This window comes from Mesorhizobium sp. B2-8-5, assembly GCF_006440675.2.
GTDB lineage: Bacteria > Pseudomonadota > Alphaproteobacteria > Rhizobiales > Rhizobiaceae > Mesorhizobium.
On the sequence record NZ_CP083951.1, the window covers coordinates 622,990 to 638,642 of the forward strand.

At 63.7% G+C, this 15,653-nt stretch carries 18 protein-coding genes; 10 read left to right on the top strand and 8 right to left on the bottom strand.

Annotated elements, in window-relative coordinates; genetic code table 11:
* Position 1 precedes the first annotated feature (1 nt).
* The 3 genes from FJ430_RS02885 to FJ430_RS02895 all read right to left on the bottom strand — a co-directional run bounded on the left by FJ430_RS02885 (position 2) and on the right by FJ430_RS02895 (position 3,929).
* A complete protein-coding gene (locus FJ430_RS02885) occupies positions 2-1,078 on the bottom strand; it encodes an ABC transporter permease (protein ID WP_140708451.1) in 1,077 nt (358 codons plus the stop codon).
* Positions 1,079-1,214: 136 nt separating this feature from the next.
* Complete coding sequence (locus FJ430_RS02890; protein ID WP_140641688.1) at positions 1,215-2,156, bottom strand: sugar ABC transporter substrate-binding protein; 942 nt, start codon at positions 2,154-2,156, stop codon at positions 1,215-1,217.
* Positions 2,157-2,897: 741 nt separating this feature from the next.
* On the bottom strand, positions 2,898-3,929 hold the full coding sequence (locus FJ430_RS02895) for a LacI family DNA-binding transcriptional regulator (protein ID WP_140708453.1): 1,032 nt from the start codon (positions 3,927-3,929) through the stop codon (positions 2,898-2,900).
* A 173-nt stretch (positions 3,930-4,102) separates the two neighbouring features.
* Between FJ430_RS02895 and FJ430_RS02900 the strand changes: the two genes are divergently transcribed.
* The 3 genes from FJ430_RS02900 to FJ430_RS02910 are packed head-to-tail and all read left to right on the top strand — an operon-like array spanning position 4,103 to position 6,796.
* A complete protein-coding gene (locus FJ430_RS02900; RefSeq protein WP_413467823.1) occupies positions 4,103-5,209 on the top strand; it encodes a fatty acid desaturase family protein in 1,107 nt (368 codons plus the stop codon).
* 38 nt (positions 5,210-5,247) lie between these two features.
* Positions 5,248-5,562: a MocE family 2Fe-2S type ferredoxin gene (locus FJ430_RS02905; protein WP_127234133.1), complete on the top strand. Its 315-nt coding sequence runs from the start codon at positions 5,248-5,250 to the stop codon at positions 5,560-5,562.
* A gap of 16 nt (positions 5,563-5,578) precedes the next feature.
* On the top strand, positions 5,579-6,796 hold the full coding sequence (locus tag FJ430_RS02910) for an NAD(P)/FAD-dependent oxidoreductase (protein WP_181175514.1): 1,218 nt from the start codon (positions 5,579-5,581) through the stop codon (positions 6,794-6,796).
* Between the two features lie 6 nt (positions 6,797-6,802).
* On the opposite strand, the gene FJ430_RS02915 is transcribed toward FJ430_RS02910, so the two are convergent.
* From FJ430_RS02915 to hslV, 5 genes are all read right to left on the bottom strand, one after another.
* Positions 6,803-7,759 (bottom strand): DUF1402 family protein, encoded by a 957-nt coding sequence (locus tag FJ430_RS02915; protein WP_140708457.1) that lies wholly within the window; start codon positions 7,757-7,759, stop codon positions 6,803-6,805.
* Positions 7,760-7,974: 215 nt separating this feature from the next.
* Positions 7,975-9,285, bottom strand: coding sequence for an ATP-dependent protease ATPase subunit HslU (gene hslU / locus FJ430_RS02920; RefSeq protein WP_140708459.1), 1,311 nt, complete (start codon positions 9,283-9,285; stop codon positions 7,975-7,977).
* Between the two features lie 5 nt (positions 9,286-9,290).
* Complete coding sequence (locus FJ430_RS02925) at positions 9,291-9,890, bottom strand: DUF2585 domain-containing protein (RefSeq protein WP_140708461.1); 600 nt, start codon at positions 9,888-9,890, stop codon at positions 9,291-9,293.
* Between the two features lie 4 nt (positions 9,891-9,894).
* Entirely contained in the window at positions 9,895-10,419 is a 525-nt protein-coding gene (locus tag FJ430_RS02930; protein WP_140708463.1) for a GNAT family N-acetyltransferase, read from the bottom strand.
* 65 nt (positions 10,420-10,484) lie between these two features.
* Positions 10,485-11,036, bottom strand: coding sequence for an ATP-dependent protease subunit HslV (hslV, locus tag FJ430_RS02935; RefSeq protein ID WP_140641704.1), 552 nt, complete (start codon positions 11,034-11,036; stop codon positions 10,485-10,487).
* A gap of 216 nt (positions 11,037-11,252) precedes the next feature.
* On the opposite strand from hslV, the gene hisB reads away from it, so the two are divergent.
* Genes hisB through hisF form a run of 7 tightly spaced genes read left to right on the top strand, consistent with a single transcriptional unit; the run spans position 11,253 to position 15,652 of the window.
* On the top strand, positions 11,253-11,849 hold the full coding sequence (hisB, locus tag FJ430_RS02940) for an imidazoleglycerol-phosphate dehydratase HisB (RefSeq protein WP_140708465.1): 597 nt from the start codon (positions 11,253-11,255) through the stop codon (positions 11,847-11,849).
* Between the two features lie 4 nt (positions 11,850-11,853).
* A complete protein-coding gene (locus FJ430_RS02945; protein ID WP_140708467.1) occupies positions 11,854-12,330 on the top strand; it encodes a DUF2628 domain-containing protein in 477 nt (158 codons plus the stop codon).
* Between the two features lies 1 nt (position 12,331).
* A complete protein-coding gene (gene hisH / locus FJ430_RS02950) occupies positions 12,332-12,982 on the top strand; it encodes an imidazole glycerol phosphate synthase subunit HisH (protein ID WP_140658738.1) in 651 nt (216 codons plus the stop codon).
* 2 nt (positions 12,983-12,984) lie between these two features.
* On the top strand, positions 12,985-13,275 hold the full coding sequence (locus tag FJ430_RS02955; protein WP_140641712.1) for a DUF1330 domain-containing protein: 291 nt from the start codon (positions 12,985-12,987) through the stop codon (positions 13,273-13,275).
* Between the two features lie 3 nt (positions 13,276-13,278).
* Positions 13,279-14,025 carry a 1-(5-phosphoribosyl)-5-[(5-phosphoribosylamino)methylideneamino]imidazole-4-carboxamide isomerase gene (gene hisA / locus FJ430_RS02960; RefSeq protein WP_140708469.1) on the top strand — a complete coding sequence of 249 codons (747 nt, stop codon included), beginning with the start codon at positions 13,279-13,281 and terminating at the stop codon, positions 14,023-14,025.
* Complete coding sequence (locus FJ430_RS02965; RefSeq protein WP_140708471.1) at positions 14,022-14,861, top strand: arginase family protein; 840 nt, start codon at positions 14,022-14,024, stop codon at positions 14,859-14,861. Before hisA ends, FJ430_RS02965 begins: the two co-directional genes overlap by 4 nt.
* Positions 14,861-15,652 (top strand): imidazole glycerol phosphate synthase subunit HisF, encoded by a 792-nt coding sequence (gene hisF / locus FJ430_RS02970; protein WP_140708473.1) that lies wholly within the window; start codon positions 14,861-14,863, stop codon positions 15,650-15,652. Before FJ430_RS02965 ends, hisF begins: the two co-directional genes overlap by 1 nt.
* Position 15,653: the final 1 nt, after the last annotated feature.

Genomic DNA, 15,653 nt, shown 5'->3' on the forward strand with positions numbered 1-15,653 from the left:
GTCAAGCTCCTATCGCGCGGCGGCGCTGGCGCCATTGATCGAGAACGACCGCGCCGACGATGATCACGCCCTTGACCATCTCCTGATAGTAGGCGTCGAGGCGCAGGAAGGTGAAGCCGGAAATGATGACGCCGAAGATCAGCGAGCCGATCACGGTGCCGATGATGGAACCGCGGCCGCCCGACAGCGAAACGCCGCCGATGACCGCCATGGCGATGGCGTCGAGCTCGTACATGACGCCCATGCCGGCCTGGGCGGTGAGGTTCTTGGAGGAGAGAACCACCGCGGCGATCGCTGCCAGGATACCGGCGATGGCATAGACCAGCACCTTGTGGTTGGCGATCTTGATGCCGGACATGCGCGCGGCATCCTCGTTGGAACCGATGGCGTAGCAGTGCTTGCCGTATTTCGTGTAGGTCAGGATGAGCTGGAACAGGATCGCCAGCGAGATGAAGATGACGACAGGCATCAGGCCCTTGCCGATGGCCGCGAAGCTCTCGGTCGGGAACGAGATCGGCTGGCCCTTCGACCACCATTTGGCGATGCCGCGGGCGGTGACCATCATGCCGAGCGTGGCGATGAAAGGCGGGATGCGGGTGTAGGCGATCAACAGGCCGTTGATCAGGCCGGCGATCAGGCCACAGCCGACCGCAACCAGCAGCGGCACGACGACCGGCAGGTCGGTCCAGCCATAGTCGATGAACATCGCCTTGGGATTGGGATTGCCGTTGACGGTCGCGACTTGCGCGAAGCTCATGGCGATCATGGCGGTGGCGCCGACGATCGAGCCCGAGGAGAGGTCGATGCCGCCGCAGATGATGACCTGGGTGACGCCGATGGCGATGATGCCGACGATCGACACCTGCAGGATGATGATTTCCAGACGCTGCTGGTTGAAGATCGCGTTGACGTTCTCGCGGGTGTTGAACAGGAAGCTGTCGCCAAGGAAGACTCGGCCGATCAGTTCGAAGGCGACGACGAGGATGACCAGCGCCAGAAACACGTTGAATTCGGCGGGCCATGGACGCTTCTTGGCGTCATAGCTCAACCCGCCAATGCCATGCGATGTCTGTGACACGTCTTCTTCCTCCGAATGACCGCGCCCGTTCTCCCGCCCGGTGGGGCGGGAGAACGAAGGGAGCGGCGCCGCTTTAACAGCAGCCGATTTCAGCCGGTCCGATGCGTCGGCGCGCCGCTCATCGAGAAGTCCAGCCTCAGTTCTTCTTCAGGAACTTGTCGATGTTCGCCGGGGTGACAAGCTGGAAGGGCACATAGACCTTGTGCTCGACCTTCTCGCCCTTGGCGAGCTTCAGCGCCGCGTCGAGCGCGCCGGCGCCCTGGCCGGCGGCGTCCTGGAACACCGTCACATCAAGATCGCCGGCCTGCATCGCGGCCAGCGCGTCCTGGGTGGCGTCGACGCCGCCGACGACCACCGACTTCATGTCGACATTCGCGGCCTTCATTGCCTGGATGGCGCCGATGGCACTCTCGTCGTTGTTGGCGATGACGCCGTCGAACGGCTTGCCGGACGACAGCCAGTTGGTCATCAGGTTCTGCGCCTGGTCACGATCCCAATTCGAGGTCTGCTTGTCGATGATCTTGATGAAGCTGCAGTCCGGGGTGGCGATCACTTCCTCGATGTCCTTGGTGCGCTGCACCGCGGCCTGGTTGGATAGCTCGCCCATGATCACATAGACATTGGCTTCCTTCTTGCCGGCTTCCTTGAACAGGCGGCAGGCTTCCTTGGTCTCGAGCGTGCCGGATTCGGATTCGTTCGAAGCGACGAAGGCCTGGTTGTCGGGCAGCGAGTCGACATTGACCGGCTGGCGATTGACATAGACCAACGGGATCTTGGCCGCGGCGGCCGCATCCGACATCGCCTGGGTGGCCGAGGTGTCGACCGGATTGACGATGATGGCGTCGACGCCCGATGCGGCAAAATTCTTGATCTGGTCTAGCTGCTTGGCCACGTCGTTCTGCGCGTCCTCGACCTGCAGCTCGACGCCGTCCATGCCCTTGGCCTGCGCGATCATGCCGTTGCGCAGCACGGTCAGGAAGTTGTCGTCGAACTTGGCCATCGAAACGCCGATCTTGGCGGCGAAGGCGGATGAACACATCAGCGCCGAAAGCGCGACGCCCAAAAGCAGTTTCTTCATTTTATCTCTCCTCCACTTGGTGTCCGGCTGCACCCATTTGAACCGGAATCCCCGGTTTGCCCGGGGAATCTCTCCCTGCGGCCATGCGGCGCTGCCAATCCGGTGGAACGCCTCTTCCTCCGTTCGAAACAGACGCTTCGGAACGAAAGAACCAAAAAGCCTAGTTAGTGAAATATTTATTCCATTTCGTTTGGAAACGTCAAGGGTGATTCCGACTGGGGCAGTCGGTTTTTCGATCGCGATCGTCGCGGCGAAGACCCACGATCATCGCTGCATGGGCCAGAATCGCGGCAAACCGCCGTGAAAGAATCCATCAGCCTGATGGATTCTTTCACATCGATCCCATTGCTCCGGGAGTCAGTTCCCCGACACAGGGATTTTGAAAGGTTGCCGTTTGTCTTGGTGCAGGACTTTCCGTTCATTTCCGTGAATCAGCGCAAACGCCGGGGATTGGTTGAAGCCGCCCCAACCTCGTCATTCTATGGCGGAGCAAGGAGCGAAGCGACGCGCGCAGACCATAGAATCCATTCCGTGACTTGGAAGCGTTGCTGCGGTGAAGAATTTTGCTCCGTCGCACGCCTTGGCGAAGGTAACGGCATGGATTCCAGGGTCTTCGCGACGGAGCTTCGCTCCTGCTCCGCCCTAGAATGACGATCGCGAAGGGCGTTTCGGCCAATCTCCAACGCATGCCACCTGCCAACGCAAACAAAGCCGACCGGTCAAAATCCCTGTGCTGGGGAACTAGATATTTTCCGGCAGGTAGATGTCGAAGGGCAGGAAGGTCTGTCCCGGCGCATTGGCCGCGCCGCTTTCGATGGCATGGGCCATCAGCCCGACGAGTTCCCGGCAGAGTGCCGCGAGCGGTGTCGAGATGACCATGGTGAGGATGTTATCGGCGAGCGCGGCGCGCGAGACGGCGTTGATCTCGTTGCAGATGACGATCGGCATCTCGGCCGGGCTCGCCGCCCTCAGCGCCGAGACCGCGCCCTCCATGCCGCCGCCGGCGACATAGCAACCGGCAAGATCGGGATGGCGCGCCAGAAGATCGAGCATGGCGTCATGCGTGACGTCATTGGCCTCGAGGTTGACCAGCGTCTCCATCACGGTGAAGTCCGGCGCGTGCTCGCGGAAATAGGAGCGGAAGCCGATCTCGCGCAATTCATGGCCGTGGAAGCGATGGCTGCCGACGAAGAGCGCGACCTTGCCTGGCTTCCTGGCGGCCTTGGCGATCATCCAGGCGGCGCTGCGCCCGACCTTGCGGTTGTCGAGACCGACATAGCCCTCGCGGATACCGGCGGCAAAATCGGACAGCAGCGAGAAGACCGGCTGCCCCCTCGCCTTCAGCGCCTCCACGACCGCCGTCAGCGTCGGATGATCCGGGCCGACGACGGCAATGGCTCTCGACTTCGCCGCCAGCCCACGCATCTGGGCGGCAATCTCGTCGGGCGCCAGCGAGGCGGCGAAATCGACTGTCGCAGCGCCGCGAAAGCGTTGCGATTGTGCGACCGCCAGCTCGAGTTCCCTGGCGAAATCGCCATAGAAGACGTCATTGCCCCTCAGCAGCAGGAAGCCGAGCCGGTATTCCGGCAATTCCTGTCGCATGCGCTGCTTGATCAGTCCCGCCGCGTGATAGCCGATCTCGGTGGCGGCCTCGTAGACCCGGCGCGCCGTCTCCTCGCGCACAGGCAGGCGGCTGTTCAGCACTCTGTCGACGGTAGCGACGCTGACGCCCGAGACGCGCGCGAGATCGGTAATGGTCGGCCGCTTTGCCATGAATGCTCCATCGCTTATCCGGCTGAGGGTATCTCATTCTGATAGGAAATGATAGAAACTATCTTTCTGATGTTGAGCCTATCATGGGCTGGCGGTATGTTGAAGTGCAAGCTGGCCATGGACGAGCCCGGACCTGCCGGAGCCGTTCACCAGGCGCTGTTGGAGGAACCTCAATGACGGCCATGACGTCTTTGGCAACGCCGCCACGCGACTACAGCCTGACCGGCCGCGATGCAAAACGCGCCGTCGAGAACGGGCTGTCGGCGGCCGAGTGGTACCACACCGAAATCCCGCGCAAGCGGATGAAGGAGTTGATGCAGCGCTCGGACCAGCCGGCGATCCGCGACACCATCATATGGCTGGCCGCTTTCATCGTCAGCGCCGCGGGCGGCATCTGGTTCTGGGGCAGCTGGTGGTGCGTGCCGTTCCTGTTCGTCTACGGCACGCTCTACGGTTCCTCGACCGATTCCCGCTGGCACGAATGCGGCCACGGCACGGCCTTCCGCACGCAGTGGATGAACGACGCCGTCTACCAGCTGGCCTGCTTCATGATCATGCGCAACCCGGTGACCTGGCGCTGGAGCCACACGCGCCACCACACCGACACCATCATCGTCGGCCGCGACCCGGAGATCGCCGTTATGCGGCCGCCGGACCTGCTGCGCGTGGTGCTCAACTTCTTCGGCATTCTCGACGCCTGGCACGCGGTCGTCGACATGGTGCGCAACGCCGCCGGCGTCATCAGCGCCGCTGAAAAAACCTTCATTCCAGAGCGGGAGCAGCCGAAGGCGATCCGGGTGGCCCGCATATGGCTCGCCATCTACGTCGCGACCATCGCCTTGGCCCTCTACCTGCATTCGTGGCTGCCGCTGATGCTGATCGGCCTGCCCCGGCTCTATGGCGCCTGGCATCACGTCATGACCGGCCTGCTGCAGCATGGCGGCCTCGCCGACAATGTCATCGACCACCGCCTGAACAGCCGCACGGTGCTGATGAACCCGATCAGCCGCTTCATCTACTGGAACATGAACTACCATGTGGAGCACCACATGTTCCCGATGGTGCCCTATCACGCGCTGCCGAAGCTGCATGAGATGATCAAGCACGACCTGCCAGCGCCGACGCCTTCGATCCTGGCCGGTTATCGCGAGATGGTTCCGGCCTTCCTGCGCCAGTTGCGCAACGAGGATTATTTCCTCAAGCGCGCGCTGCCGCCGACGGCGAAGCCCTATCGCGAGGAACTGCATAACGATATTCCGATGGCTGCCGCCGCGGAGTGAGGCCCAAAGAAATTCAAGGATATTCGCTGGAGGACGAGATGAGCGACTGGGTCGAGGCCTGCGCGGCCGGAGACATTGACGAAGAGGACGTGATGCGGTTCGACCATGCCGGCCGCACCTTTGCCATCTACCGCAGCCCGGACGACGAATATTTCGCGACCGACGGCCTGTGCACGCATGAAAAGGTGCATCTGGCCGACGGGCTGGTGATGGACGACATCATCGAATGCCCCAAGCACAACGGCCGCTTCAACTACAAGACCGGCGACGCGCGCGGCGCGCCGGTCTGCGTCAACCTCAAGACCTATCCGGTCAAGGTCGACGCCGGCAAAGTCCTGATCCAGATCGGGTGAGATCATGCAAGCGGGGATGGTGATCATCGGAGCAGGCGAATGCGGCGGGCGCGCCGCGCTTGCGCTCCGCGATCTCGGTTTCGAAGGGCCGGTCGCGCTGGTCGGCGACGAGCCGCATCTGCCCTATGAGCGGCCGCCGCTGTCGAAGGAAGCGATGACCGGCGAGGCGCCGGCCATCAAGGCGATCGCCAGCGACGCGTTTTTCGCCGAACGCTCGATCCGCCACATCCATTCCGTCCGCGCCGTCGCGATCGATCGCGGCGCGCACGTCGTGCGGCTGTCGGACGGCTCTTCCCTGCCATATGAAAAGCTTTTGCTGGCGACCGGATCGGTGCCGCGCAAGCTGTCGATGCCGGGGCTTGGCGGCCGCTGCGTCTATCTCAGGACCTTCAACGACGCTTTAGCCATTCGCGCCCATCTCAGCGCCGGCAACCGTGTCGCCATCATCGGCGGCGGCTTCATCGGCCTCGAGCTCGCGGCCTCGGCGCGCAAGCTTGGCGCCATCGTCACGGTCATCGAGGCGCAGCCGCGCATCCTGATGCGCGGCGTGCCGGCCGAGATCGCCGAAATCATCCACAAGGCGCATGAGACCGAGGGTGTTGCGATCCGCACCGGCCAGGGAATCGCAGCGATTGACGATGACGGCGCGGAGGTCGGCATCACGCTGGCCGACGGACGGAAGGTCATCGCCGATCTCACGGTGATCGGCATCGGCGCCGTGCCGGTGACGGCGCTTGCCGCCGAAAGTGGGCTAACAATCGACAACGGCATCGCTGTCGATGAGCATTTGCGCACAGCCGATCCGGATATCTTCGCCGCCGGCGATTGCTGCTCGTTCCCGCTCGCCGTCTATGGCGGCCGGCGGGTGCGGCTGGAGGCCTGGCGCAACGCCCAGGAACAGGGCGCACTGGCTGCGAAGAACATGCTGGGCGCCGATGCGGCGCATGCCGCCGTGCCGTGGTTCTGGTCGGATCAGTACGGGCTTACCCTGCAGATCGCCGGGCTGTCGGACGAAGGCAAGAGCATCGTGCGGCGCGACCTCGATGACGGCGCCTTCATCCTGTTCCACCTGGCGGAAGACGGCAGACTGGTCGCCGCCAGCGGCATCGGCCCCGGCAATTCGGTGGCGCGCGACATCCGCCTGGCGGAGATGCTGATCGCCAAGAGAGCGAGCCCGGCGCCGGAAGCGCTCGGCTCGCAGGCGGTCAAGCTGAAGTCGCTGCTGGCGGCGTGAGGTTTTTTAGAAAAGCGCCTTCAGCTCGTCCAGCTTGTCGTTGACCAGCCAGCCGTAATAATTCTCCTCCGGCAGCTTTTCCGGCTCGCCGGCGGCGCTGCGCTTCTCGTTCTCGGCCTTCAGTGCATAGGCGCGCTGCTCGGGATTGCCGACATTGTAGAGCGTGGCGGTCAGGCCCGGATTTTTCGAGATGTCGAAGCCTGCGATGCCGCGATAGGCGTCGATCGACTTTTTGATGGTCGCGGCGACGTAGGGCAGCGTCAGGTCCGGGTCCATGATGGTCTTGTAGACCGCGTTGGGGTCGCTGACGTCGAGCCTGGGCAGGCCGGAGACCTTGTGCACCAGGTCGCTCATCTGCAGCGCCGTCAGCGGGTTCAACTGGCCGAGCCCGAACGTCTGGCCGGCATAATAAGGCTGGAAGAAGGTGGCGCCGAAGCGGTCGTCGGGGAAATCCTCGCCGCCGACGCTCTTGCCGCGGAAGGAGCGGTTCCAGACCTGCTCGCGGCATTCCCAAAGGTCGTAGCTGTCCATGCCGGCGCATTTCTTGAATTCCGGCCGCTGGATGAAATCGCTGACGTCCTCACCGTGATAGGCGAAGGAAAGCTTGCTCGACAGGTATGAGATCGCCTTGACGTAGTAGGTCTGCAGGCGGTCGTAGGCGTCGACATTGTAGGTGTGCTCGCCGACGATGGCGCCGACAATATGCATGGGATCTATGCCGTAGGCCGCCGCCACCTTCCTGATCTTGCCGCGTAGCTCGGCGTCGTTCTGCAACAGCGCGTAGACCTTGCGGTACTTGGCCTGGAAGGTGGTGTTGGTGGCTTGGGTGCGCCGGCTGGAGGCGCCCGGAATATCCGGCTGCACGCTGTAGCGGTTGCCCGGCGGCACCATTGTCGCGGCATCGGCGGTTGCCACCGCCGTCGCCAAGGCCATGCCGAGAAAAAGCAGGATAAGTTTCTTCATACGCCGCCGCTTTCGAATGCGCGGCAAACTAGGTAAAGCGCGTGGCAGAGTCGAGAGAAGGCTTCGAGCCACCCACCAGAATGGTGGCCAGATGCTTCCATTTGGCCACACTTCGCATTGGAAGGGCGTTTCAGGCCGGCCTGAACCCGGCTCTAAATCGGGCATTGGCGAGGGGGCGTTTCGGGGCGAGCTTGAGCCCCGAAACCAAGACAGGCTTAAAGGATGAACCGCGACAGGTCGGTGTTGCGCGACAAGTCGCCGACATGCTTCTCGACATAGGCGGCGTCGATGGTGACGGCCGTGCCGTTGCGGTCCGGGGCGTCGTAGGAGATTTCGTCCAGCACGCGCTCCATTACCGTCTGCAGGCGCCGGGCGCCGATGTTCTCGACGCTGGCGTTGAGGTCGACGGCGATGCCGGCGAGCGAATCGATGGCGTCGTCGGTGAAGGTCAGATCGACGCCTTCGGTCTTCATCAGCGCGATATACTGCTTGATGAGGCTTGCCTCCGTCTCGGTGAGGATGCGGATGAAATCCGCCTTCTCCAGCGCGCGCAGCTCGACACGGATCGGCAGGCGGCCCTGCAGCTCGGGCAGCAGGTCGGACGGCTTGGAGACGTGGAAGGCGCCCGAAGCGATGAACAATATATGGTCGGTCTTGATCGGCCCATATTTGGTCGCGACCGTGGTGCCTTCGACCAGCGGCAGCAGGTCGCGCTGCACGCCTTCGCGCGACGGGCCGCCCGAAATGTCGCTCCTGGCCGCGATCTTGTCGATCTCGTCGAGGAAGACGATGCCGTCGTTTTCGGCCGATTCCAGCGCTCTGCGCACCACCTCGTCCTGATCGAGCAGCTTGTCGGACTCGTCATTGACCAGCAGCGCGTAGGAATCGCGCACCGTGGTCTTGCGGGTCTTGGTCTTGCGGCCGCCCATCGCCTTCGACAGCATGTCGTTGATGTTGAGCACGCCGACATTGGCGCCGGGCATGCCGGGAATCTCGAAGCCGGGCATGCCGCCGGTGCCGGTGTCGGCCACCTCGATCTCGATCTCCTTGTCGTCGAGCTCGCCGTCGCGCAGCTTCTTGCGGAACGAATCGCGGGTCGCCGGGCTCGCCGTCTTGCCGACGAGGGCTTCCAGCACGCGTTCCTCGGCATTGACCTGGGCGCGCGCATTGACATCGCCGCGCATCTTTTCGCGCGCCAGGCCGATGGCAACCTCGACGAGGTCGCGCACGATCTGTTCGACATCGCGGCCGACATAGCCGACCTCGGTGAACTTGGTCGCCTCGACCTTGACGAAGGGCGCGCCGGCAAGCCGCGCCAAGCGGCGCGAGATCTCGGTCTTGCCGACACCGGTCGGGCCGATCATCAGGATGTTCTTCGGCATCACCTCTTCGCGCATCTGGCCTTCCAGCTGCTGGCGGCGCCAGCGGTTGCGCAAGGCGATCGCCACGGCGCGCTTGGCGTCCTTCTGGCCGATGATGAAGCGGTCGAGTTCCGAAACGATTTCACGGGGAGAAAAGGTGCTCATAAGACTCAAATTCCACTTTGCCACTGCTTGATGGACTCGAACGGATGCAGCAGCATGATCACGTTGAGCGTCAGATTGTCCCGGATGATGTAGCCCGTGCCGAGCTCGAAGATGAGCGCCAGGGCCACGATCACCCATATAGGTAGCTTTCGCGCCATCACAAACCCCAGCGCCATGAACAGCGTGTCGGACACCGAGTTGATGATGGAGTCGCCGTAATAGTTGAGCGAGATCGTGCCGGCGCGGTAGCGGTCGATGATGAAAGGGCTGTTTTCCAGAAGCTCCCAGCCCCCCTCGATCAGGACCGCGAAAGCGAGCCTCAGCCCGACCGGCGAGCGTGGAAACAGGAACGTCGCCAGCGCGTAGAACAGGAAGCCGTGGATGATGTGCGAGAAGGTGTACCAGTCGGCGATGTGCTGGGAATTCTCCGAGCTGTTGACCACGCCGTGCCAGAGCTTGACGTAGCCGCAGGTGCAGATCGGCGGATGGCCCATGCCGTACAAGGCGCCCGCCTGGAAGACGACCAGGGCAAGCACGAGCAGCAGGCCCATTCGCCAGCTGTCCTCATAGGCCGATAGCGTCTTATCCTGTTCGGATGCGGTCATTCAGTCAGTCCCCCAAAATTTCGTCGTCTTCGGCCGCATCGACAGCCATCAGCACGACGTCCCCATATTGCGAATGCCTGCGGCCGATCGGCCTGAAGCCCGCCTTCTCATAGGCGCGGATGGCGCGGCCATTGTCGGGATGCGGATCGATGATGACGCGCGGCGCGCCTTCCTCGAACAGCTCCTCGACGAACTGGCGCACGATGGCCGAGCCATGGCCGATGCCGACCAGCTCCGGCGGACCGATCGACAGATCGATGCCAACCGTGCCGAAGGGCTGATCGGCATAGGGATGATCGTCCTCCATATGCGGGTCATAGCTCTGCAGATAGGCGATCGGCCTGCCGTCGAGCTCGACGATGAGCGGTTCCACCGAGACCGAATCGATATGCTCGCGGATCTCGGCGATTTCCTTGGTCGGATCGTCCCACCATGCGGCAACATGCGGCTCGCGCAGCCAACTGGCGATCATCGGCAGGTCTTTTTGCGTGACCGGCCGAAAATCATATGTGTCTGCTGGTTCGACCATGATCTTGTCCGAAAACCGGCGGCCACTTTTCGCTTTCGCGGTCCTTCGGTTCGGGATCATGGTCGTCAGGCGGCATCGAGCGTTTCGACAACAAAATTGTTGTTGGTATAGACGCAGATGTCGGCCGCGATCTGCATCGCCTTGCGGGCGATCTCCTCGGCATCCTTGTCGGTGTCGATCAGCGCGCGGGCAGCCGCCAGCGCATAGTTGCCGCCGGAACCGATGGCCATGACGCCATGCTCGGGCTCCAGCACGTCGCCATTGCCGGTCAGCGCCAGCGAGACCGACTTGTCGGCGACCAGCATCATGGCTTCCAGGCGGCGCAGATAGCGGTCGGTGCGCCAGTCCTTGGCGAGCTCGACGCAGGCGCGCGTCAGCTGGTCGGGATATTGCTCGAGCTTGGCCTCGAGCCGCTCGAGCAGGGTGAAGGCATCGGCGGTGGCGCCGGCGAAGCCGGCAATGACGCTGCCGCCCTTGCCGATGCGGCGCACCTTGCGGGCGTTGCCCTTCATGATCGTCTGGCCGAGGCTGACCTGGCCGTCGCCGGCGATCACGACCTTATTGCCCTTGCGCACGCTGATGATGGTCGTGGCGTGCATGGTGAGTTCGTTCGACATTTGAGCTCCGATGCGCGCTATCCCTTGAAAAGGCGATTGGCGCGGTACGAGTGAGTTTGATCGGCCATATGTATGCATAGGGCCAACGATTGCAAACCGCCCCTCAGCCGAGGCCATACCGCTAGGAATGGCAACTGGCAATCGCCGGATCATGCTGATAGAAGGCTTTCGTTTTCAAGCCCTGGCGCCTCCGAACAGGGCAACAAGGACAGAGCGATGACGCGTTCGGCCGAAGTTAGCCGCAAGACCAAGGAAACCGAGATTTCGGTCTCCGTCCATGTCGACGGCAAGGGAAAATCCGACATTTCGACCGGTGTCGGCTTCTTCGACCATATGCTCGACCAGCTGTCGCGGCATTCGCTGATCGACATGACGATCAAGGCCAAGGGCGACCTGCATATCGACGACCACCACACGGTCGAGGACACCGGGATCGCGATCGGCCAGGCGTTGAGCAAGGCGCTGGGCGAGCGGCGTGGCATCATGCGCTACGCCTCGATCGACCTCGCCATGGACGAGACGCTGACCAGGGCGGCGATCGACGTCTCCGGCCGGCCTTTCCTGGTCTGGAATGTCGCCTTCTCGTCGCCGAAGATCGGCACGTTCGACACCGAACTGGTGCGCGAGTTCTTCCAGGCGCTGGCGCAGAATGCCGGCATCACGCTGCATGTGACCAACCATTACGGCGCCAACAACCATCACATCGCCGAAACCTGCTTCAAGGCGGTGGCGCGGGCGCTGCGCGCGGCGCTGGAGCGCGATCCGCGCCAGCCTGACACGGTGCCTTCCACCAAGGGATCCCTGAAAGGATAGCCCTATGGCGATCTATGTGGTGATGCAGCCGCCGGCTGGCGGCAACAAAGCCGAGGACGCGATCTTCGTGCGCGACAGTTTCACCTGGCTGGGCTTCCTGGCCGCGCCGCTCTGGCTCGCCTGGCACCGGCTGTGGATCGAGGCGGCCCTGACCTTCATCGTCATGGCGCTCCTGTCGGTGCTCGGCGAGAGGCTCGGGCTCGAAGCGGCCGGATCGCTGCTGTCGCTGCTGGTCTCGCTCTATGTCGGGTTCGAAGGCCGGGGCCTGCGCATCGCGGCACTTCGCCGGCGCGGCTGGCGGGAATGGGGCGTGGTCGAGGCCGGCAATCTCGGCGATGCCGAGACGCGCCATGCGCTGGAAACCGCCGACGATGTCGAGGAGGAGGCGCCAATGCCGCGCATCGTGCCGGATGCGTCGCTGGCCCGTCCGCCACAGACAGGCATGGCGCTGGGACTGACCCATACGCCCGGAAGGCCCTGACATGCGGGTAGCCATCATCGACTACGGCTCGGGCAATCTGCGCTCGGCCACCAAGGCCTTCGAGCGCGCCGCGCACGAGGCTGGCCTTGCCGCGGCCATCGAGTTGACGGCCGACGCCGAGCGGGTGCGTTCCGCCGACCGCATCGTACTGCCGGGTGTCGGCGCCTATGCCGACTGCGCCGCCGGCCTGCACGCGGTGGCGGGCATGTGGGAGGCGGTGGAGGAAGCGGCAATCGCCAAGGGGCGGCCTTTCCTCGGCATCTGCGTCGGCATGCAGCTGATGTCGGAACGCGGCCTCGAAAAGACCGTCACCAAGGGCCTCGGCTGGGTCGCCGGCGACGTCAAGGAGATCACGCCGTCCGATCCGGCGCTGAAAATTCCGCAGATCGGCTGGAACACGATCGAGCTTACCCGCCCGCATCCGCTGTTTTCCGGCATCGAGACCGGCGCGAAGGGATTGCACGCCTATTTCGTCCATTCCTATCATCTGGAAGCGAAGAATCCGGCCGAGATCGTGGCGACAGCGGACTATGGCGGCGCGGTGACAGCAGCGGTTGCGCGCGACAATATCGCCGGCACGCAGTTTCATCCTGAAAAGAGCCAGGCGCTCGGCCTGGCCTTGATCACCAATTTCTTGAAGTGGAGGCCCTGAAAATGAGCAAGAAGGGCTATTGGATGGCGATGATCGATGTCCGCGATCCGGACGTCTACAAGCAGTATATCGAAGCGAATGCCGTCGCCTTCGCGAAATACGGCGCGAAGTTCCCGGTCCGGGCCGGCCGCTACGAGAGCCCGGAAGGAGCGACCGGCAACCGTCACGTGCTGGTCGAGTTCGACACCTACGACAAGGCGATCGAATGCTATCACTCGCCTGAATACCAGCATGCCTCGAAGTTCCGGCTCGCCGCCTCGACCGGCCATTTCGTCATCGTCGAGGGCGCCTGACCCATGATCCTGTTTCCGGCGATCGACCTCAAGGACGGCAAGTGCGTGCGCCTGAAGCACGGCGACATGGCCACCGCCACCATCTACAATGACGATCCCGCCGCGCAGGCCAAGGCCTTCGAGGACCAGGGGTTCGAGTGGCTGCATGTCGTCGACCTCAACGGCGCCTTCAAGGGCCAGAGCGTCAACTCAGCGGCGGTCGACGCCATCCTGAAGGCGACGAAGAATCCGGTGCAACTCGGCGGCGGCATCCGCACCTTGCCGCAGATCGAAGACTGGCTGGACCGCGGCCTGACGCGCGTTATCCTCGGCACGGTGGCGGTGCGCGAACCCGAACTGGTCAAGCAAGCCTGCAAGGTTTTTCCCGGAAAAATAGCGGTCGGCATCGACGCCAAGGGCGGCAAGGTCGCCGTCGAGGGCTGGGCCGAGGCCTCCGAGCTCGGCGTCATCGAGCTGGCGAAGAAGTTCGAGGGGGCAGGTGTGGCCGCCATCATCTACACCGACATCGATCGGGACGGTGTGCTGACCGGCATCAACTGGGATTCGACCATCGACCTCGCCGAGGCGGTGTCCATTCCGGTGATCGCGTCCGGCGGCCTCGCCTCGATCGCCGACATCGTGCGCATGACCATGCCGGACGCGCACAAACTCGAAGGCGCGATCTCCGGCCGCGCCCTATATGACGGACGTATCGACCCGGCCGAGGCGCTGGCGATCCTGCGCGGCGAGCGGGCGGAGGCAAGAGCGTGAACATTTCCATCATCCTGGCATCCTATGACAGCGGCCATTTCCACGGCGGCTGCGGCCAGGGCCCGGACGCGCTGATCTCGGGTGGGCTGGCCGAGGCGCTGAAGCTCGCCGGCCACGACGTCGAGGTGCATGACATCGGCAAGGTGGTCGAGGACGAAGAAGAGCGCGAGATCAGCACCGGATTCGCCGTCTGCAATGCCGTTTCGGGCCAGGTCCGCATCGCGATGGACAAGAAGCGGTTTCCGATCGTGCTGGCGGGCAACTGCCTGACCGCCGCTGGCGCCGTGGCCGGTGCCGGCGCTGACGCCATCATCTGGGCCGACCAGCATGGCGACCTCAACACGCCTGAGACCTCCACCACCGGTTTCCTCGACGGCATGGCGCTGGCTGTCGCACTCGGCCTGTGCTGGCGGACGATGGCCAACCAGATTCCCGGCTTCAAGCCGGTCGATCCGTCGCGTTGTGTTTTGGTCAATGCGCGCGACCTCGACGAGGCCGAGAAGGAGCTGCTGAAAGCGCTGCCCGTCATCCGGACCGAGTGCCCGGACTGGAAGGCTGCTGCGCAAAGGCTGAAGGCCGACGGCGCAAACCAGGTGCACATGCATGTCGACCTCGACGTGCACGATCCCGAAAAGCTGCAGGCCAACCGCTACACCACGCCCGGCGGTCCGGCGCCCGAACAGGTGCGCACCGCGATGTGCGGTCTCGCCGGTCCGCTCGCCATCGCCGGGCTGACCATTTCCGCCTATGATCCGGCCTTCGATCCCAAGGGCGACGTGCCGCCGCTGGTCGGCGAGCTGGTGGTCGACCTGCTCTCGACCCTGGAAGGCAAGTGATGCTCAAGGCCCGCGTCATCCCCTGCCTCGACGTCAAGAACGGCCGCGTGGTCAAGGGCGTCAATTTCGTCGACTTGATCGATGCCGGCGACCCGGTCGAAGCCGCCAAGGCTTATGATGCGGCTGGTGCCGACGAGCTCTGCTTCCTCGACATCACCGCATCGTCCGACAATCGCGAGACGATCTTCGACGTGGTCGCCAGGACGGCCGAGCAGTGCTTCATGCCGCTTACCGTCGGCGGCGGCGTGCGCCAGGTGGCCGACATCCGCAAGCTGCTTCTGGCCGGCGCCGACAAGGTATCGATCAACACCGCGGCGGTGAAGAACCCGGATTTCGTCGCGGAAGCCGCCGACAAGTTCGGCAACCAGTGCATCGTCGTGGCGATCGACGCCAAGAAGGTGTCGGCGGCCGGCGAAGCCGATCGCTGGGAGATTTTCACTCATGGCGGACGCGAGAAGACCGGCATAGACGCGGTCGAATTCGCCAAGACGATGGTCGATCGCGGCGCCGGTGAGATCCTTTTGACCTCGATGGACCGCGACGGCACCAAGGCCGGCTACGACATTGCGCTCACCCGCGCGATTGCCGACGCGGTGCGCGCGCCGGTGATCGCTTCCGGCGGCGTCGGAACGCTCGATCACCTGGTCGAAGGCATCCGCGACGGCCATGCGGGCGCGGTGCTTGCCGCCTCGATCTTCCACTTCGGCACCTTCACGATCGCCGAGGCCAAGGCGCACATGGCCAGAGCCGGCCTGCCGATGCGGCTGGACTCGTCGGCACATCGGACTTAAA

Bases quoted from the DNA above. Each gene is read 5' to 3' on its own strand.
- FJ430_RS02890 (WP_140641688.1), bottom strand. From the start codon at position 2,156: ATGAAGAAACTGCTTTTGGGCGTCGCGCTTTCGGCGCTGATGTGTTCA.
- FJ430_RS02895 (WP_140708453.1), bottom strand. From the start codon at position 3,929: ATGGCAAAGCGGCCGACCATTACCGATCTCGCGCGCGTCTCGGGCGTC.
- FJ430_RS02900 (WP_413467823.1), top strand. From the start codon at position 4,103: ATGACGGCCATGACGTCTTTGGCAACGCCGCCACGCGACTACAGCCTG.
- FJ430_RS02905 (WP_127234133.1), top strand. From the start codon at position 5,248: ATGAGCGACTGGGTCGAGGCCTGCGCGGCCGGAGACATTGACGAAGAG.
- FJ430_RS02910 (WP_181175514.1), top strand. From the start codon at position 5,579: ATGGTGATCATCGGAGCAGGCGAATGCGGCGGGCGCGCCGCGCTTGCG.
- FJ430_RS02915 (WP_140708457.1), bottom strand. From the start codon at position 7,759: ATGAAGAAACTTATCCTGCTTTTTCTCGGCATGGCCTTGGCGACGGCG.
- hslU (WP_140708459.1), bottom strand. From the start codon at position 9,285: ATGAGCACCTTTTCTCCCCGTGAAATCGTTTCGGAACTCGACCGCTTC.
- FJ430_RS02925 (WP_140708461.1), bottom strand. From the start codon at position 9,890: ATGACCGCATCCGAACAGGATAAGACGCTATCGGCCTATGAGGACAGC.
- FJ430_RS02930 (WP_140708463.1), bottom strand. From the start codon at position 10,419: ATGGTCGAACCAGCAGACACATATGATTTTCGGCCGGTCACGCAAAAA.
- hslV (WP_140641704.1), bottom strand. From the start codon at position 11,036: ATGTCGAACGAACTCACCATGCACGCCACGACCATCATCAGCGTGCGC.
- hisB (WP_140708465.1), top strand. From the start codon at position 11,253: ATGACGCGTTCGGCCGAAGTTAGCCGCAAGACCAAGGAAACCGAGATT.
- FJ430_RS02945 (WP_140708467.1), top strand. From the start codon at position 11,854: ATGGCGATCTATGTGGTGATGCAGCCGCCGGCTGGCGGCAACAAAGCC.
- hisH (WP_140658738.1), top strand. From the start codon at position 12,332: ATGCGGGTAGCCATCATCGACTACGGCTCGGGCAATCTGCGCTCGGCC.
- FJ430_RS02955 (WP_140641712.1), top strand. From the start codon at position 12,985: ATGAGCAAGAAGGGCTATTGGATGGCGATGATCGATGTCCGCGATCCG.
- hisA (WP_140708469.1), top strand. From the start codon at position 13,279: ATGATCCTGTTTCCGGCGATCGACCTCAAGGACGGCAAGTGCGTGCGC.
- hisF (WP_140708473.1), top strand. From the start codon at position 14,861: ATGCTCAAGGCCCGCGTCATCCCCTGCCTCGACGTCAAGAACGGCCGC.